Source organism: Vibrio nigripulchritudo ATCC 27043 (assembly GCF_000222685.1).
In the GTDB taxonomy this organism is placed as follows: domain Bacteria; phylum Pseudomonadota; class Gammaproteobacteria; order Enterobacterales; family Vibrionaceae; genus Vibrio; species Vibrio nigripulchritudo.
Map to the genome: position 1 here is coordinate 1 of NZ_AFWJ01000011.1, position 17,649 is coordinate 17,649.

The following is a 17,649-nucleotide window of genomic DNA, read 5'->3' on the forward strand; positions in this document are numbered from 1 at the left end:
ATCATTTATGGGTTGGCGCTAATCGTTCCGGGAATTGCCGTAAACGTGCGTCGCTTACATGATATAGGTCGTACTGGATGGTGGGTTTTAATTGCGCTAGTGCCGTTCATCGGCTGGGCAGTACTCATTATTTTTGCTGCAACAGAAGGCGTTAAGGGAAGCAATGAGTATGGTGCTGACCCAAAAGAATCAAACGAGAACTTCGCCCAAAAATTCTGACGGTTTTCAATCTGCCAAGTTACTTAAATCGAAGTCGGGTCCAAGACGTTTCTGCTGTCTTAAGGATCTTCCTATTTCCCTCAGAAATCATCCACCATAGATAGCAAAAAAAGGTGAGACGCGAATTCAGCTTGATAACTACTATATTCTCTCATGTGGAGGTTTATGTATGGGCTGGCTTAAAAGATTGAATTTGGTTCTTGAATACATCGAGGAAAACCTTGATGGTGAAATTTCGATAGATGATGCAGCAAAAATTGCATGCTGCTCAAGATATCATTTTCACAGAGTATTCTACGCCTACTTCAATGTGACTTTTGCCGAGTACGTAAGACGGCGAAAATTTACTTTGGCTGCTGTGGATGTGGTAAGTGGTCAGGAAAAAATTATCGATATCGCCTCAAGATATGGATACGACTCCCCAAACGCCTTTACCCGGGCATTTCGCAGTGTGCATGGAGTAAATCCAAGCGACGCCCGGACATCTCAGGTAAAAATCGCGACATACAACCGAGCCTCTTTTCCTTCTGAAGCTATAGGTGTAGAAAAGATGGATTACAAAATAGTTGAAAGACCTTCGTTCAATGTAGTTGGGAAAAGCAAAAGCTTTAAGTTTGATGACTTCACTAAAAATGGTCAGAAGTTTTGGAAAGAATACGTCAAATCAAATGAGTATAAAGCGCTCTGCCAGTTGACTAATGGCAGACCGGGGACAATAACTGGTGCTCCGCTTCTCACCGTATATTTCCCTAGTGAAGCAGACAAACTCGATGAATTTTTGGATCTACTTGGTATAGAGTTTATTCCCGATAGCAACTCAGAAGAGTTCGAGGTTCATACCGTGCCCACTGCCACTTATGCGGAGTTTGAGTGCACTTATCGAAGTGCCATGAAAACAAACAGGTATATTTACGGTGAATGGTTTTCTGCTACGGGTTACGAAAGGGATGGAGACAAGCCCGATGTAGTCGCTTATTTTCCGATGCCGTACAGGCATTTCAGTGAAATGGGTGTTCGATGGTGGGTGCCTGTTGTCAAAAAGGAATAAGGACACTTTGTGGATACGCTTTTTGAATAGATTTAAAGAGAAGGTTCTGCACCTTCTCTTTACATTAACCAAATATTAGCACTTAAAAAGTCTGATGAGAGAAGCGAGAATATTGCAGTGTATCCGCCACTTCCTGAGCTTTAGATTGTGAAGTCATCAAATTCAAAAGCTTTAGTGCTGCCTGATAACTCACCAGGCTGCCATTGGATGTGAGGACATTTCCATCGACGACATAGTTTGTGTCGCTCAATACCTTCACTTCAGGATAGTCATGTTGAAAATCTCTTTCACCACCAGCCCAGGTGGTTGCTTGTTTACCATTTAGCAAACCAGCTTCTGCCAACAGATAAGCGCCCGAACAATTGCTTGCCATCCATTCGGCTTTTTTTGACGTTGAAGCGATATAGTCGATCAGCACTTTGTTTTCGATCAGCGGATCCATGTCATAGCTCGATGTAACGATTAACGCATCAACCTCTGGTGATTGCCCAATTGAGGTATCAACTCCAATTTTTAAACCTTCCTCAGTGGTGATCATGGGTTTGTCACTGACAGAAATAGTGACTGCTTCATAGTCACTGAACCAAGTTAGTCGACTTGCAACGCCAAACACTTCAAGTGGTGCCGTAACGTCCGAGGTAAGCACACCATCATAGACCAAGATACCTATTTTCTTTTTTTCCGCTGATGCCATCGGTACCAAGACAAACAATGCGAGAAAAACGGTGAACAGAGCAATGATACGACCCTTCAATTTGCCATCAAACATTTTGTCATCCTTTAATTTAGTAAATAGCTGTAACCATCTTAACGAGCGATTTTCATGATTGAAGTGCCGATCTCTCTCATCTAAAGTGAATATAATTCACGAATGGATACGAATTTAGCATGGACAAAATACGCTCGCTGCGATTTTTCGTTGCAACATTAGAGAGAGGGAGTTTCGCTGGTGCCGCGAAAAAATACGGCACCGATCCATCAACGGTGAGTAAAGCTTTGCATAGATTAGAAGCAGAGATTGGTGTGCAGTTGTTTCAACGGTCAACACGCCAACTCAGCCTGACATCGGCAGGTCACCAATATGCGCGTACAGCAAAGCTTGTGTTAGATGAGCTTATCGCCTGTGAGGAAAAGTTACAGCATCTGAATAGTTCGCCGTCGGGTACGCTAAAACTTAATTTGCCTGTTTCTTATGGCCGCCGCTATATCCAGCCTTTACTAAAACAGTTTCGCCAACAATACCCCAGCATAGATTTAGAAATTCATTACGACGATTCCTATGTCGATATGATAGAGCAGGGCATTGATGTCTCTATTCGTTCTGGTTCGGTGCAGGATCGCCAGTTAATTGCCAGGCAATTAAGCCCGATTGATTTCTTTATTTGTGCAAGCAAAGAGTATCTCGACCAGCACGGAATACCTAATGGACCAGAGGACTTTCATCTGCATACCTGGATTCGATTTCGCTATAAACAAACAGGAAAGATACTTGGGCTAAAACTCTCTCCTGAAGATGAGGCTCAAACGCAAGCAATAGACAAAAACATCATCGTTAATGATGGAGAATCGATGGCGGAACTTTGTGCTCAAGGGCTTGGACTTACTCAGATTCCGCATTTCATAGCCCGAGACTGGATCAACAGTGGTGAACTACTCCCGCTATTCCCTGGCATTCGGTCTGCGGACGAAGGGGTCTACATTCTCTATCATCGGCGAGAACTTCTTCCTTTGCGGGTAAAGCTATTTGTGGATTTTGTAGTTGAGGCAATACAGGATCAAGGTGAGAGTCCGCGTCACACTTGGGTTAGTGGTCTGAAAACTGTTCGACCATGATGGGATATCGTTTCTTTACAGAAGAGCCCCCTAAGAGTGGTGCTTTTTAATAACGCCAATGTAAAGCTATTTCACTTACTCTTCGATTCCAATTAGATTGGGGTAACTAGTGGATGGTCATCAGAACACTTTGGCTTAGTAGCCATAACACTGGCGAAACCAAAATGATTGTTGAATGGACAGTATTAAAAAATTGAGGAAATTCGGTTGCTAGAAGTAAAAACACTTGGCTTGTTCTTTGTCACAGCGATTGCAGAAATATTAGGATGTTATTTGCCATATTTATGGCTAAAAGAAGATAAGTCAGTTTGGCTTTTGGTACCTGCCGCTATTTTCCTGGCTCTTTTTGCCTGGTTGTTATCTCTTCACCCGACTGCGGCGGGCAGGGTTTACGCGGCTTACGGTGGTGTTTACATTTTTGTTGCCATCGTGTGGCTGTGGCTAGTTGATGGGATCCGACCAACATTTTGGGATATTGTTGGGGTGTCTGTCGCACTGTTAGGCATGGCAATTATCATGTTTGCTCCAAGAGCTGCGTGATAGTAAAAAGCCGCTTACTCTTTGCTAAACAAGGGTAAGCGGCTTCATTGACTTCTCAAGTAATTAACTGGACGTTGCTAAATTGCTGGACGATTCAGATTTAAAACGCTTCAGGAATATCGCTTTCAATGCCGTTAAATGAGGGAGCTCAATTAGCATTCCGATCGTGATGGTCGCGTAAATCAGCGGTTGGTCAGGAATGGCTACCGTTGTTAAACCAAGCATCAGAGGGGCGTTTCTTGCTCCGGTGGTGAAGGTGAGCAAACAATGCTCTGGGTACTCTAGCTTTGCAAACTTCGCTGCCAGTTCTCCTAATGCAAATGTCACGATAAAGAAGACGAAAATCGCAAGAAGTAACAGAGGAACAATAGATAAGTGTGCCGCTAGCTGGTTGATGTTGGCAGCAAATATCTGACCAACCAGAAGCATCAACACCAACGGAATCAACGCATTACAGATAGGCAATAATTTATCAATAAAGCGATGCAGAACAAATCGCAAAACAGTGGCGGCGATCAAAGGTTTGATAAACCATTCAAGCAGAACCGTTAAGTCAATTTTGTATTCAATAACTGTATTGAACGCGAGTAGATAGACCGGGAACAAAACAAGCTGACTCACCATATTGATTGGCAGTAAAGTGGCTCCCAATTCTACGTTACCTTTAGCAAGGCGAGTGAAACCCAAATACCAGTCGGTGCATGGCGCCATAAAGTAAATAACAAGACCTGTATAAAACAGCGCTTCACCAGACAAGAAAACCGACGCAATACCGAATCCAACTACGGGTATGATTATAAAATTCATCACCCAAGCCAATCCAATAAAACGAACATTGGTTCCGCCTTTAAACACACCTTTCAGCGGTACTTCAAACAGCAACAGAACCACTAACGCCATAATAGTCAGGTCGATATAGTTGCCTGCAGAACTGCCAAGGCTAGGGGAGGTAAGACCAATTATCGAACCCACCACAATGGCCAATACTAAAAGGCTTGTTGAATGGGTGAATAAGCTGATCGTTTTAGTAACGTGCTTCTTAAACATAAAATCCTCACACTAATAATCAGCAGAAACACTGCTGAGTTTCACAACACGTAAAGTCATCCAATAACATTCCTGCCTGCTCGTAGTGATTTAAGACAGACGTGTCCAGCCCTAGCTCAGCACCAATAATGCTGCATGGTGTTGCGAATCGACCGCGGAATTTGTATATGAAGCAAAGCAAATTGTTTCCGTGAACCAGTTTGGGACCAGACAAAAATAAGTTGCGATGCAGGGTGGATTCATCAAATTTATTGACGATAGGAAATCCGTCTTCTGCCATATCAAAGAGATCAGTTACCGGACCAAGGTGGGTATCGAAACCCGTGCAGTTGATGGGTTTTCCCTTGCTTATAAGCGTGTCACCTGTGGTTGATATCAGTTCATACTGATCTTCTGAAGCTCGAACTTCCAATACTTTGAACCCCTGTTCAAGTTCGACTAACTCCATATTTGCCATAGACGATAAACGCTCGGCTGTGTAAGGACTCAACACTCTACTTGGGTCGTAGGTATCTTCTTGTTCGCTCCCCGAATCAATCAAGGTGACGCGCTTACCCTGGCTTGCCAGGTTAAATGCGGCATCTACACCACTTTCATATGTGCCAATCACCGCGTAATGCTCTTCTTTGCAATCACCCCAGGAATCGATCTGACTGTTGTGTAAACAAAGTTCACTACCCTCAAAGGCATTCAACCGAGGGGCTGCATACTCTCCACCTGCCCATATCAAGTACTGGCATAGGATAGGCTCACCGGATTCTGTCTTTACCAAATAGCGGTCTTCGCTTTGGGGAGTTACTTCAACAACCTTAGTATTTTCCTTCACCGGTAAATCATAATGCTTCGCCACGCTACGCAAGTATTGAGCATAATCTGCACCACTTGGGTGCTCTTTGTTTAAACTGAATGCAGGGGAAGTATCCGGTGTGATCGCGTTAAGGTCGGTCTGGTGATAGCCGTTACTGGGAAATGACGGGGTGATCATTCGCATTTCCTTTGGCCAAGCTTCAAAGCTACTACCAATGGTATTAGCATCAATGACCAGCATGTCTTCGTTTTCGATCTCCATTTGTTTAAGCAGAGCAGCGCAGCCTAAACCTGCTGGACCTGCTCCAATGATGACCACATTTATCTCTTTCAAACTACAATCTCATCCTTTGAATATTTGAGATGTTATAACATATCACAAACTAACAAAGATGATAGTAATTATCATTTGTGCGAATGAAATTTATCTTCTGTTCATGAGGTTGAAAGTGGGAGATAACCTATTGATTGGTATGGGCAGCTTAACTACCTAAACTGAATTCAGATATTAGATCGATTGGATCTTCATGCGAAGGAATTCGCAAAAACAGGAAAAGAGTTCCACTTTTACGTTCTCAGTTTTCGACAGCAATAGGGTGTAGAAACACTTCGCTAAGTTCGCGATTCTGACTTGGTTACTAGCTACCTATAGGCTGGAGAATTTATTGCCAGCTTTCCAGCTTAACGATTGTTGGGGTAGCATTTTTCAGACCGGGAGTTGACGTGAACAATAAAAATACCCACTTCATGATTCCTCTGGGGAAAGTTGAATACCCAATATCTCTCACGCTCACATGTTCAGGAAGCCATCGGCTAAATGTTTGCCTTATCTGACTACGATTCACCCCCCAAGGCATGGGAGGCGCTTTATAATCTGGCGTTTTCTGCCAGCCATCTTGTGAGATGGTTTTCTTGGAAAGCCACGCAGGGATGGTATCAAACATAACTACCCAGTTATCGAAGTTCTGTTCTATTGCCTGAAGCAGAGACCTCACTTGTTCTTCGGCGAAGTACATAAATAGTCCCTGCGCAGAAATGAATACGGGCTTGTCCTTGGGAACACTTTCAAACCAAGTCAGATCCAAGGCAGAAAGAGCAATATGGAGATGACGCGAGTCGGGCTGAATAAACTGTTCTCTGTTTTCGATTGATTCAGGTAAATCAACACATAACCATAATGCTTTGTCGTTATCTATTCGAAACCGTTGTGTTTCAAGCCCTTCTCCGAGATTAACAATGGTGCCATCGGGATACTCATCAAGAAAAGCACTGATTTCACGGTCAAAATCCAGAGATCGAATCGCATGTGAAGGATCCGCCTTACCGAAGCTCTTTTCGTAGTCATAGTTGATACTCTGGTAGATCTGAATGGCTTTGTCGTCCTGTATCACCGAATCTTCACGCATCGCTTCATTGGCACGGTTATGCAATGTCCAAAGCATGGTTTCTGGTACTTCTTTTAACTGAGAATCGACTTTCATTGGATGTCTCCTGATCAGCAATGTAGTGAGAAGCGATACTTCTCATATCGAAAAGTTGTGTGACTTATAAGGGAAAGACCATTGTTTCGATTTCTATATCAATTCCGATTGCGGTACAAGGTATATTACAAATGGCATCTTTTGATTGCAGAAAGTAAAAGTTAGACCTGTCACTCAATACTTTTTTGTTGAATTAATACCAATGATTCTATTCTAAAGTCGCTGCGATCCTTGGTTCGACAATCAAGCGGTTCAAACACAATTCAGTTCGTAAAACGGGTGTCCTCCACACCTTTCTATAGCGTTAAATTAAAGGGACAAACAATGAAAATTCGACACTGGAATTATCTGGCTTTCGCTCTGGCGAGCAGTCAATTAGCATTCGTAAGTAACGCCGTCGCAGGTGGTAGCGTACCGGACTGTGATTACACAAAGCTGGTGGTAAACGCACCTTCAACCGTGAATCTTGTGGCTCAAGGGAAATCATCTGGTAGTGTTGAAGGAACAGACAAAGAACTTGGGTATCTCAGATACAAATGTTCAAGCGGAAAGCTCGTAATAGACACTAAAAACAACGTCCGAATCAGCAAAGGATATCAATTCAACCTAACCAATGGCTCCGTGAACGAAGTGATCCTAAATGGCGACCAAGAGGCAAACATCACAGAAGTGACGGCAAGTGAGTTCGACTTGTCGGTTTATGGTTCGGCTACATCACAGGTGTCTGGTATTACAGAATACTTATCCGTCACTGCTGACGGTGACGTAGATGTCGATGCGTCTGAACTGAAAGCTAAAAAAGTGAAAGTCAGGATCAATGGTTCAGGGCAAGTGAAAGTCCATGCTGCAGAGACACTGGACGCCCAAGCGAATGGCTCTGGTCGTATCGAATATTCCGGAGTACCCAAGCATCTGAAAGCTTCGTTTAACGGCAGTGGCTCCATCTCTTCAACTCAATAAAACAGACAGCTTTTTCACTGAATGATTACAACAAAAATAGAAACAGAGCGTTTGATATTAAGAGCGCTTAGCGAAAACGACGCACAAGACCTTTACAACATTTTTTCGGATCACCAAGTCATGAAGTATTGGAATTGTGCGCCTTGGGATGGGTTAGATGTCGCGACTCAGTTCATCAAAACCAGCCGTGAATCGATGAATAACAACAAAGAGCTCACTCTTGGAATATACCTCAAAGACAGCGGGAAACTGTTAGGTAAAATAATGCTGTTTAATTTAGAGCAAGAGTCCCGAAGAGCCGAGATTGGGTTTGGCATTAGCCGCAATTTTTGGGGAAAAGGCGTAGTGTTTGAAGCAGCGAGTGCAGTTGTTGAATACGCGTTTAACTCATTAGAATTGCGGCGAATCGAAGCTGAAATTGATCCCCTGAATGTTGCATCAGGCAACGCTTTAGAACGTCTGGGTTTTGTGAAAGAAGGGCTTATAAGGCAAAGATGGGAAATAGGCGGGGTCATTTCAGATTCCGCACTCTTTGGGCTTTTAGCAGGAGAACATCGGACTCAATCTTGATGAGTTAACCAAAATAAGGAACCTATGTGAGCGAGCAATATAACACCCAGGTATCAAAACATTACGCAGCGTATCGACCACCTATTCATAGAAAAATTCTCCAAGATATTTTTCCAGAAAACCAACGCTTTTCTACCGGTCTGGATATAGGCTGCGGTACAGGTACATCAACAGAAGCACTCAGCCATTTCTGTGAGAATGTTATAGGTCTTGAACCCAGTGAAGCGATGCTCGCTCAGGCAACACCTCATAAGAACATCAGCTTTTTACAAGGTACAGCAGAAAGTATCCCGCTAAGTGAACAGTCTATTGATGTCGTTTCTTTTGCTGGTTCTTTGTCATACGCAAAATCCTCAACACTGAGTACTGAACTGGCTCGGGTGTGTCGCCCAGACGCGTTGATTGTAGTTTATGATTTTGAAGTAAAACTGGAACAGTTTCTAAATAAGCTGGGCGCTGCAATTCCACCCAGATCCTATAACTATAACCACGCTGAGAACTTTGGAGGAGATTCAAACCTTCATGAACTTAAAGTTTCGAAAGCAGAAATCACTCTTCCCGTAACATCAGAAGAGCTGGCACACGTGCTGTTTTCGTCTTCCAGGCGCGATTCGGCACTTGTCGAGCGGTTTGGTAAAGACAGTTCGTTTTCCAGGGTGGTAGAAGCACTAAACAAGCTAAGCCATAACCATCAAATTTCGATTGATACATACCATTCGACATACCGCCTTAAAGTATCGGAATCCTTCAGCATCTAGGGTCTGCTGACACTCCTTGTCAGCGGTGTGAATATATAGTTCTCCTAACATTGAGTAGGAGAAACTGAACCATGAAAATGAACTATTTTGTTGTTGGCACAAACGATCTGGACAGATCTACACAGTTTTATGATGCGCTGTTTGAGAAAACTGCATTTAGCCAGGTTTTATCCAACGAAAGAATGACTTACTGGCAAGATGAAGCCAGAGATTTTGCATTCGCAGTCGCGATCCCGTTTAACCAAGAACCCGCCACTAATGGAAACGGAACCATGGTTGGATTTAGTGTGGGTTCGGTTGATGAAGTCAAAAGGCTTTACAATAAGGCACTTGAGCTAGGTGGTACCTGTGAGGGGGAGCCCAACCAGAGAGGTCCCCGATTCTCAGCTTATGTCAGAGATCTCGATAAAAACAAAATGGTGTTTGCGGATTAAATTCATTCCTAAGCGTGCAGCGGGATATTTTCTCCCGCTGCACTTCCAAATTTCCTTTTCTGCGAGCTTTCGCACTCTATGCCATCCATTAAGTGTTGACCCCACCTGTGAATTAAAAATAATAATTAACAAAGAGTTAGAACCTAAACAAATGATAATTTTTGGAGAATAAAGTGTTTCTACGTCGAGCATGGAAAGGTGACATCGCGGTTTGGCAATCTGTCGTATTCGTCAGTTTGGTTGGCTATGTTCTAACAATGCTAGCAGCTCTGGCAATCGGCGCTGTGGCTATGCAATTTGAATTCTTCACCAGCTCTGAGTCCATTCTCAAGACGACACAATATGCGATCTCTTCAGTGTTGTTTATCGGGTTTGGTATTTTTGCCGTGAAATCCTTGTGGACCTCGGCGAATAATCCAAAAGGAAATATTGGTCACACCCTGGCAAGAGTGTGGGCAATTTGTATTGGTCTCTATGTATTTGCACTGATTATTCGATTGATATTTTTGGCTTAAAAATGAAAAAACTAGAAAGTGTTGCCTGGGTTCTTGCGCGTGACTCAAAAGTACTTTGCGTAAAAACCAAAGGAAAAGACAAATATTTTATTCCGGGTGGAAAACTGGAACCCGGGGAGTCCCATGAAGCTGGATTAATTCGAGAGATTAAAGAGGAACTCTGTGTTGATTTAGATCCAGCTACGATAAAACGAGCGTTTTCCGTCTGCGATGTAGTCTATGGATTTGAAGATACAACGCTTGAAATGCACTGTTACTACGCTGATTTTATGGGAGAAATTTCTACCAACTCAGAGATTGAGTCGATGGATTGGCTAGGCCTTTCTCAACTTGAACTTTGTGCGCCAGCAGCTCAAAAAGCAATTTTAAAAGTGCTCTGAAGAGTCACCCCATTAAAATGAAAATCCACATCACAGGCAACGCAGGTTCCGGTAAGACAACGCTGGCAAGCAGATTAGGTGAGGCATTAGATCTGCCTGTCTATAGCTTGGACAGCGTCGTCTGGAAAGAGGGGTGGGTTGCGGCTTCAAAAGAAGAGAGATCGCAAGGTGAGAATGAGTTAATCGAGCATGATCACTGGGTTATCGAAGGCGTTTCTCGACTTGTCCGCGACAATTCAGATTATGTTGTTTTTCTTGATGTACCTCGAACCATTTGTGTGTTTCGTTGCTTAAAACGTAACTTACCGTACCTTTTCCGCTCCAGACCTGAACTTCCTGCTAACTGCCCTGAAATTATGATACTTCCACGTTTGCTAAAACTTATCTGGAATTTTCCGAGCTTAGGAAAACCAGCGATCTTGAGTTCTCTGAATCAAAAAAGAGGATTAGTTATAAAAGGGTCTTCCAATATAGATGAGCTGGTCGCTCAGATTTTAAGAGATTTAAACAAATAACTTTACGGAGATAAATGCATGGAGCTTATCCGCATTGCGAACAAAGACGATTTAACGGGTATTCTTAAATTGTATAAAGAACTGCGCGGCAACGATCCGGTTGTTACGGAGGAGGAACTCTCGGAACCCTGGACAGCCATGCAAAATAACCCGCATACAACGCTCGTTGTCGCTGAAGTAGATGGACATCTAGCCTCGACTTGTCAGCTAGGGTTAGTACCAACCGTGACTAACGCAGGCAAACCCTTCGGAATTATTGAACATGTGATTACCAATGAAAATTTCCGACGCCGTGGGCTCAGCCAGAAGGTATTGGAAAAAGCGCTAGAGCTGGCTTGGGAACAGAATTGCTATCAAGTAGTGCTTCTGTCTGGCGAGACTCGTTTTTCGGCTCACCGACTTTACGAGAAAGTTGGTTTTCAATCCGGTATTGAAAAAGGCTTTGTCATAAAGGCGCCATAAATTTCTATGGCACTGCAGATCATGATTCGAATTTGTCTTGGTGATAATGTAGTACTAAACCAACCGCAGAACAGAAGAACATGGAAGCTGTCGACACGTTCACAATACAAACTCATCAAGGTCGATATGAAGATAGGCCTCTAGAGTCACACCTTTATTTTCGTGGACAGCAACTAAGCTTCAAAGTCCCGGGGTATGTTATTGAAAAGCAGTACGACTGCGGTGCGTATTTTCTTCTCATATTAAGCTGGGACTGCATATTTGAAGAAGGTTGTGAAGTCGTCGTTATCAGTAAGCAGTTGGAAAAGGTCGGCGATTGCAATTTAACACCGTACTACAACAGCTATATTTTAACTTCATTCAGTAAGCTAGTAACGGACCAGTATCAGCTGGTTTTTAACGACTCTGAATATTATGAGCTGACGGTACATTACCCTAAAAAGCGTTGGTATCGTCGGGTAGCAAAACTCGTGAAATCCCAGCGCCCAATTGACAAAGATGGAGCAGATCATGCTTGAAAGATACGGTTTTATTGTAAAGGCAGACAATTACAATCATTTGGAACACAAAGCAAAAATCGCTACGCAAGGCTTCTCAACGAATATTATCTGTGTCAGCAGCGATGAAGAAGCGGTGATCGTGGCAAAGGAAATGGTGGAGCAGGGCATTCAGGTCATAGAGCTGTGTGGCGGCTTTGGGAAAGATAGCGCAGAATTGATCATCGATCAGGTCGATGCCCAAATACCCATTGGCTACGTAACATTTTATGAGCCGGAACTTCAAAAACTTAAGCGGGTAATGGCAGAAGGGTAAAACCATGCGCCTATTCCGATGCTTCTAGGAGCATGTTACTCCTAGAAGCAAAACGACGATTTCTCATCGAAGAATTTCAATCTTTAAGTCTTCTACTTTTTGGTCAGAGTATGGTTGATCGCTGTATAGAATATCTACAAAATTCTCAGACACGGTGATCACAGTGGGTTGGTTACCATCTATATCTAATGGCACCTGCGAAATACTCTCTGCACTGGCATCACCACATTCGTCGAAACTAGGCTGTTCTCTATACAATTCAACGATGGACATTTTATCTGACATTCCTGAGACGCGTTCATATAGGAAATAATTACTTGAATTAATTTCCAACTGCTTAATGAGAGTCACATTGTCTGCAACGAAACAATCTTGTTCGTTAGAACATCCGGTAAGCGCCATAAAAATAGCGACCACAAACAATAAATGTATTTTCACAAAGGCTCCTTTACTTCCAAGTTTCTCGCCATTCTGAATAATGGCTAAATGATTTAGCTACATTTATTTTGGTAAGATAATGGGATAAGCCGTCAGGTATTTTCAAAATCATGCCTTTTTTTAAAGGTAAGTGAGTAACATAACCCTTTTCAAATGGCTCAAAATCATAGAGACTCTCAACTCTCCAAATAGTCAAAAATGTTTTATTTGAAAAGCTATTTTGAGCTTGCAATATAAATCGATGATCTGCATTTTTTAACCTCATATTGCTTTGCTCTGTCAAAAGGGCTCCTGATGGTAATAAATAGCCATGAGAGTTGACATTCCGTTTACCTCTAAAGAGATCCTTAGAGTATTGAGACGACAAGAATTTTGAATTAGTAGACTTCAGACTGGATATAGGTTTTTTATCTTCTTGCAATGATCTAATGTAATTTTTCATGCCCTCACATACATCCATTACAACTCTGGATTTTGTATAAACCTCCGAGGGCAAAGAAATTTTGTGCCCATTGCCATTAACATAATGATTAGCCAATGTTGATGCCTCAGGATAACCAAGATACTTACCGCCCCAACTCATGGCTTCAAAAAGCTCAACCATGAATTCCTTTTCATCCTCATTAAAAGATTGACCAATCTTGCCTTTGCAAGTGAGATAATCAATCGTATTTTGAAGCAATTCCAAGCTTTCAGTATCACCAAATTTTGCGACCATCCCCATATGGTACAACGGAGCGCCGGGAATATCTTGTTTCAACTCTTGGCATTTTTTGGCAAGTTCAACAAGTTTTTCTTTATTTTTCAAAACTATCACTCTTACTAGACTTTAGAATTAATTGAAAATTGATTCTAAAATAGCCAGTCTAATAATCATGCAAAAATTATAATAAATTAGATGCATATCATATAATTCTATAACTCTCCTACACTGTTATTAGAAATGTCCTAATACCTAAATTGCCCAACAATCAGCTCCAATCTATCCGCAGCCTGACGGACTTCACTGCTGTTTTGTACCGAAACATTCACGGCGTCTTTGGTGTTATTTGCCAGGTCTGCAATGTGCGTGATATTTCGGTCAATGTCCGCAGATACCATGGCTTGCTCTTCAGAAGCGGTGGCAATTTGAGAGTTCATATCAAAGATGGCGCTGACTTCTTCCACAATCCTTTGAATTGCTTCTACTGCGTGTATTGTCTGCTGATTGGTGTCTCCCGCTTTAGTCAAGCTTTGCTGCATCAGGTTCACCGTGCTTTGTACACCAGTAGAAAGCCCACTAATGGTTCGTTCAATCACCTTGGTCGAATCAGAGGTACGTTTAGCAAGCTGACGCACTTCATCAGCAACTACCGCGAAGCCACGACCATTTTCTCCAGCCCGGGCAGCCTCAATCGCTGCATTTAATGCTAACAAATTGGTTTGCTCAGTAATCTCACTGATCACCGAAACAACAGACTGGATTTCGGTACTCTGTTCTTCCAACTGGCGTACCAAATTCTGCGAGTTAGTAATGTTATCGGTGAGCCCTTGAATGCTGTCGCCCGCTATATGGCTGAGCCGCATACTTTCTTCCGCATCAACTTTTACTTTGTGCGCAGTGCTGGCAGCATTCTCAATGTTTGACGCGATTTCATTGGTGGTCATTAGCATTTGGTTGACCGCAGTAGCGATAGAGGACGATTCCATCTGTTGCTGCTCGGCGTTATCCAAACTGGTGTTAGCGGCTTTTTGAGAGGATTCCGCCGCCTGGGCAAGTTGCACAGTTACAGCCGCCAACTCCAGCACGCTGCCCTGAAGTTTACCCACAAACTTGTCGAAGGACTGGCTAAGTTGGGCTAGTTCGTCTTTACCTTTGTCTTCCATTCTCACCGTAAGGTCGCCTTCACCCTCAGCAATATTGCGCATCATGTTTCGGACATTAATCAACCGACCAGAGATCTGAATGCTCAGTAAGATAAGTAAGGTTGAGATAAACAGACCAATTCCGATACCAAAACTTCTGAGTTTAACTTTTGCTTCTACCCGCAGTTCATTAACCAATTCACCAATCTGAGTCTGCATCCGGTTCAGGCTATCTTCAGTACCGTGAACATTTTTCCTGAGTTCGCCACGCATCCCACTGTTATGATCCTAACCCCAATGCTACACACGCTTTATAGAGCTCATCGAAAGCCCCTCTAAAGTCGTCAGAAGCCAGGCTAAGTGCATCGATCATCGCGGTGGAAAGAGGCTGCTCCTGAATCTTGGAGTGAAATCCCTGCCAGTTTTCCTGGAACTGTTGATATTGCTCGTGTCGCTGAGTCAGGAAAAATCGATTCTGGCTATCCACTAATCGCAAAAATTCATTAGAAAGGCTAGGGCGGTCCGCGGTAACCAGAAGGTTATTGAGTTTTTCTTCCTTAGAATTAAGCTCGCCGAGCAGTCCGGATTCTTCGTCCAACCCGATGTAGGACATTTGAGTAGCAAGCCGGTTAAATTGAAGAAGGTATTGTTCTAACGTTTGCTCAATATCAGCAAAATCCGTGTTGCTCTGGGTCGCGTACTGGGCGAGTAGTTTGTCCAGATTACCGACTCTCGATTGCAGGGATTGGTAACTGGACTCAAATTTCTTGATGTATTTGGGATCTTTGCGTGCTAAGAAGTCTTTTTCATGACGCCGTAACAGAAGTAACTCTGTCTCACTTTGTGCGTTTTGCTCAGCAGCAAACTGTAGACTTTCCAGCTCTTGTATTATGGTGCTTTCATAAACCGCGTACGTACCAATACAAACTAACAATGCACCAGTTACGGCAAGCAATTTCGCCTTAATCGTGTACTGAGAAAGGGCACCTGCGATTTTCATATTCAATGGCATAACCTAGCTCCTCCACCAATAACTTATCGCCGCCGCCTCGGAAAGACCCGATAGAGCAACGACCATTCTTGGTTTGGACTGACGTTAAACAAAACGATACAACTGAATTCGCTGAAGTATTGTTCTACTGAATGCCTTATGTTTCATTTATGTGTATTTTTTATGACAGTCAGTATTATTAACAGATAGCATAGTATTAGAGGATTGCAAGAAGGTGCGCTTAACGCACCTTAGAAGGGAAGAGAGAGGAAAAACTCAGTGATTGCCTTTTACATCAAACTTCATGTTTTCAGCACCAGTAAAGACCTGAAAACGCAAGCCTTTAGCTCGGGCGATAGTGGTAATGCCAAATTGCCTTGCCAGATCTAACCCCATTTGCGTCACACCAGAACGGGAAAGCAAAACCGGTATTCCCATTTGTGCCACTTTGATGACCATTTCTGAGGTTAAGCGACCTGTCGTGTAGAAAATTTTGTCGTCACCAGTTTCTTGTTTAAGCCACATTTCCCCTGCCAGTGTATCAACGGCATTGTGGCGACCGACGTCTTCAACGAACGACAGTATTTCTTCTTTTCGGCAAATCGCACAGCCATGAACGCCACCCGCCTTTTTGTAGGTGTCATTGTGATGGGTGAGTGCCTCTAACGAAGCATAAATATCCGACTGCTTAGTCACAACCTGGGGCACCTGGTAGTTTTCCAGCTTTTTCATTACGTTGCCATACATAGTGCCCTGACCACAGCCCGAAGTGACGGTCTTCTTTTTCAGCGCTTTTTCTAAATGATCCGTATTTTCTTTAGTGATAACGGCAGCGGTATTGGTTTCCCAGTCAATAATGACGGACTCAATGGCTGAGGGGTCTTCAATAAAACTCTGATTCTTTAAATAACCCAGTACCAAAGCATCGGGTCGCGACCCTAGCGTCATCAGAGTCACGATCTCCTTCCAGTTCAGCATCACGGTAATAGGGCGCTCACAAGCTATTTCTTTCACCATGCGTTCGCCATATTCGTCAAACACCTCTACTTCTTGGGTAGGAGAAGGGGAGTTTCCTGTTTTTATTATTTTGGGCTGATAAGACAAAGCAGCTTCCTTATTCCTGTGTGTTCTACGTTCAAACAGCAATTACCTTGCCAATTGGCGCAAGAATTGCTTTTAACCCTTAAGACTTTTAACCAACACAAAGATTGGAAGCAATATGTCACTAGATAAAAACGAAGACCTCTGGATGGTTGAATGTGTCCTTGATAGTAAGAATGTCGGCACAGGTCGATGGGTTACTCAACAGTGGGAATGGAAAAGCATCAACCTGAAACCGGAAAACCATTCCGAGTTGACTATGCCTTTAGAACTCCATCGGGATGAACGCACTGACTACCGCTTTAACCTGAACTCGGTGCAGCCCAAACTGTTCCTGGCACTTGAAAACCTTGACCAGCTAAAACCAGTTGCTTTAACGGCGTCTCAGGCGGTGGCAGCCAGCTATATGGATGGTGACTATCTGGTTCTTTCCATCGATATGCCATTACCAGTTCAGGCGTGGATGGAGGCCTTTATTGGCAGACATGGTGAACTTCTGGAACAACGACGTAAGAAGCGCAGAGGGGCGGGCAGAGCAAGTGGCAACTGATTTCTTAAAGCGCTGGAGCGCACGAAAATTACAAGAAGATAAAGACTCTGAATCAGAGCAAATCCTTGATCTTGAAAAAGCCGATACTCAGAAAACGGCAGAGCAGGAAGCCTCACCACAAGCGCCAGATAAAGCAGAAATACCAGACGATATCGAAAAGCTAGAACAAAGCGAGACCGACGAGCCCAACGTTGCCTCTCTTTTAAAAGAGGGCGCTGACGCCGCGATAAAAAAAGCAGCGTTAAGAAAGCTGTTCCTCAGCGGTGAATTCAGTGAAGTCGACGCACTAAACGATTACGACCACGACTACGCATCAGTAGGAAACCTGACAAGAGAGGTCTC

At 43.3% G+C, this 17,649-nt stretch carries 25 protein-coding genes; 16 read left to right on the forward strand and 9 right to left on the reverse strand.

Annotation, left to right across the window (positions count from 1 at the left end):
- Positions 1-219, forward strand: a 219-nt coding sequence (locus tag RH89_RS02170) for a DUF805 domain-containing protein (RefSeq protein WP_004398327.1), incomplete at its 5' end; no start/stop codon positions are given.
- Between the two features lie 169 nt (positions 220-388).
- Positions 389-1,267: an AraC family transcriptional regulator gene (locus RH89_RS28570; protein WP_004398328.1), complete on the forward strand. Its 879-nt coding sequence runs from the start codon at positions 389-391 to the stop codon at positions 1,265-1,267.
- 82 nt (positions 1,268-1,349) lie between these two features.
- On the opposite strand, the gene RH89_RS02180 is transcribed toward RH89_RS28570, so the two are convergent.
- The gene (locus RH89_RS02180; protein WP_004398329.1) at positions 1,350-2,036 is read right to left on the reverse strand and encodes a DJ-1/PfpI family protein; all 687 of its coding nucleotides are present in this window, start codon (positions 2,034-2,036) and stop codon (positions 1,350-1,352) included.
- 119 nt (positions 2,037-2,155) lie between these two features.
- On the opposite strand from RH89_RS02180, the gene RH89_RS02185 reads away from it, so the two are divergent.
- Together RH89_RS02185 and RH89_RS02190 are read left to right on the forward strand one after the other, a co-directional pair.
- Positions 2,156-3,100, forward strand: a complete 945-nt coding sequence (locus RH89_RS02185) for a LysR family transcriptional regulator (protein WP_004398330.1) — start codon at positions 2,156-2,158, stop codon at positions 3,098-3,100.
- A gap of 207 nt (positions 3,101-3,307) precedes the next feature.
- Positions 3,308-3,640 carry a YnfA family protein gene (locus tag RH89_RS02190; protein WP_004398331.1) on the forward strand — a complete coding sequence of 111 codons (333 nt, stop codon included), beginning with the start codon at positions 3,308-3,310 and terminating at the stop codon, positions 3,638-3,640.
- A 63-nt stretch (positions 3,641-3,703) separates the two neighbouring features.
- On the opposite strand, the gene RH89_RS02195 is transcribed toward RH89_RS02190, so the two are convergent.
- From RH89_RS02195 to RH89_RS02205, 3 genes are all read right to left on the reverse strand, one after another.
- Positions 3,704-4,687 (reverse strand): arsenic resistance protein, encoded by a 984-nt coding sequence (locus RH89_RS02195; RefSeq protein ID WP_004398332.1) that lies wholly within the window; start codon positions 4,685-4,687, stop codon positions 3,704-3,706.
- Positions 4,688-4,706: 19 nt separating this feature from the next.
- Entirely contained in the window at positions 4,707-5,828 is a 1,122-nt protein-coding gene (locus RH89_RS02200; RefSeq protein ID WP_038144690.1) for an NAD(P)/FAD-dependent oxidoreductase, read from the reverse strand.
- Positions 5,829-6,156: 328 nt separating this feature from the next.
- Positions 6,157-6,975 (reverse strand): class I SAM-dependent methyltransferase, encoded by an 819-nt coding sequence (locus tag RH89_RS02205; RefSeq protein ID WP_004398334.1) that lies wholly within the window; start codon positions 6,973-6,975, stop codon positions 6,157-6,159.
- Positions 6,976-7,299: 324 nt separating this feature from the next.
- Here RH89_RS02205 and RH89_RS02210 point away from each other — a divergent pair, with 324 nt between their 5' ends.
- The 10 genes from RH89_RS02210 (at position 7,300) to RH89_RS02255 (ending at position 12,382) form a co-directional block, all read left to right on the forward strand.
- Complete coding sequence (locus RH89_RS02210; RefSeq protein ID WP_004398335.1) at positions 7,300-7,935, forward strand: GIN domain-containing protein; 636 nt, start codon at positions 7,300-7,302, stop codon at positions 7,933-7,935.
- Between the two features lie 21 nt (positions 7,936-7,956).
- Entirely contained in the window at positions 7,957-8,505 is a 549-nt protein-coding gene (locus RH89_RS02215) for a GNAT family N-acetyltransferase (protein WP_004398336.1), read from the forward strand.
- A gap of 26 nt (positions 8,506-8,531) precedes the next feature.
- On the forward strand, positions 8,532-9,263 hold the full coding sequence (locus tag RH89_RS02220) for a class I SAM-dependent methyltransferase (protein ID WP_004398337.1): 732 nt from the start codon (positions 8,532-8,534) through the stop codon (positions 9,261-9,263).
- A 71-nt stretch (positions 9,264-9,334) separates the two neighbouring features.
- On the forward strand, positions 9,335-9,697 hold the full coding sequence (locus RH89_RS02225) for a VOC family protein (protein WP_004398338.1): 363 nt from the start codon (positions 9,335-9,337) through the stop codon (positions 9,695-9,697).
- 173 nt (positions 9,698-9,870) lie between these two features.
- Entirely contained in the window at positions 9,871-10,212 is a 342-nt protein-coding gene (locus tag RH89_RS02230) for a hypothetical protein (RefSeq protein ID WP_004398339.1), read from the forward strand.
- 2 nt (positions 10,213-10,214) lie between these two features.
- Positions 10,215-10,592, forward strand: coding sequence for an NUDIX hydrolase (locus RH89_RS02235; RefSeq protein ID WP_004398340.1), 378 nt, complete (start codon positions 10,215-10,217; stop codon positions 10,590-10,592).
- A gap of 17 nt (positions 10,593-10,609) precedes the next feature.
- Complete coding sequence (locus tag RH89_RS02240; protein ID WP_004398341.1) at positions 10,610-11,107, forward strand: AAA family ATPase; 498 nt, start codon at positions 10,610-10,612, stop codon at positions 11,105-11,107.
- Positions 11,108-11,125: 18 nt separating this feature from the next.
- A complete protein-coding gene (locus RH89_RS02245; protein ID WP_004398342.1) occupies positions 11,126-11,569 on the forward strand; it encodes a GNAT family N-acetyltransferase in 444 nt (147 codons plus the stop codon).
- A gap of 80 nt (positions 11,570-11,649) precedes the next feature.
- Positions 11,650-12,087: a hypothetical protein gene (locus tag RH89_RS02250; protein ID WP_004398343.1), complete on the forward strand. Its 438-nt coding sequence runs from the start codon at positions 11,650-11,652 to the stop codon at positions 12,085-12,087.
- A complete protein-coding gene (locus RH89_RS02255) occupies positions 12,080-12,382 on the forward strand; it encodes a DUF6506 family protein (protein WP_004398344.1) in 303 nt (100 codons plus the stop codon). Before RH89_RS02250 ends, RH89_RS02255 begins: the two co-directional genes overlap by 8 nt.
- Positions 12,383-12,445: 63 nt before the next feature.
- Here RH89_RS02255 and RH89_RS02260 read toward each other — a convergent pair whose 3' ends face one another.
- From RH89_RS02260 to RH89_RS02275, 5 genes are all read right to left on the reverse strand, one after another.
- Positions 12,446-12,820, reverse strand: coding sequence for a hypothetical protein (locus tag RH89_RS02260; RefSeq protein WP_004398345.1), 375 nt, complete (start codon positions 12,818-12,820; stop codon positions 12,446-12,448).
- Positions 12,821-12,830: 10 nt separating this feature from the next.
- Positions 12,831-13,628, reverse strand: coding sequence for a hypothetical protein (locus RH89_RS02265; protein WP_004398346.1), 798 nt, complete (start codon positions 13,626-13,628; stop codon positions 12,831-12,833).
- A 140-nt stretch (positions 13,629-13,768) separates the two neighbouring features.
- Positions 13,769-14,938, reverse strand: a complete 1,170-nt coding sequence (locus RH89_RS28575) for a methyl-accepting chemotaxis protein (RefSeq protein ID WP_050811494.1) — start codon at positions 14,936-14,938, stop codon at positions 13,769-13,771.
- Positions 14,939-14,945: 7 nt separating this feature from the next.
- Complete coding sequence (locus tag RH89_RS28580; protein WP_050811495.1) at positions 14,946-15,677, reverse strand: hypothetical protein; 732 nt, start codon at positions 15,675-15,677, stop codon at positions 14,946-14,948.
- 255 nt (positions 15,678-15,932) lie between these two features.
- Positions 15,933-16,760, reverse strand: coding sequence for a formate dehydrogenase accessory sulfurtransferase FdhD (locus tag RH89_RS02275; protein WP_004398347.1), 828 nt, complete (start codon positions 16,758-16,760; stop codon positions 15,933-15,935).
- Between the two features lie 115 nt (positions 16,761-16,875).
- Here RH89_RS02275 and RH89_RS02280 point away from each other — a divergent pair, with 115 nt between their 5' ends.
- Positions 16,876-17,307: a DUF3305 domain-containing protein gene (locus RH89_RS02280; RefSeq protein WP_004398348.1), complete on the forward strand. Its 432-nt coding sequence runs from the start codon at positions 16,876-16,878 to the stop codon at positions 17,305-17,307.
- Positions 17,297-17,649: DUF3306 domain-containing protein (locus RH89_RS02285; RefSeq protein WP_004398349.1), on the forward strand; the 353-nt coding region annotated here is incomplete at its 3' end. The genes RH89_RS02280 and RH89_RS02285, both read left to right, overlap by 11 nt.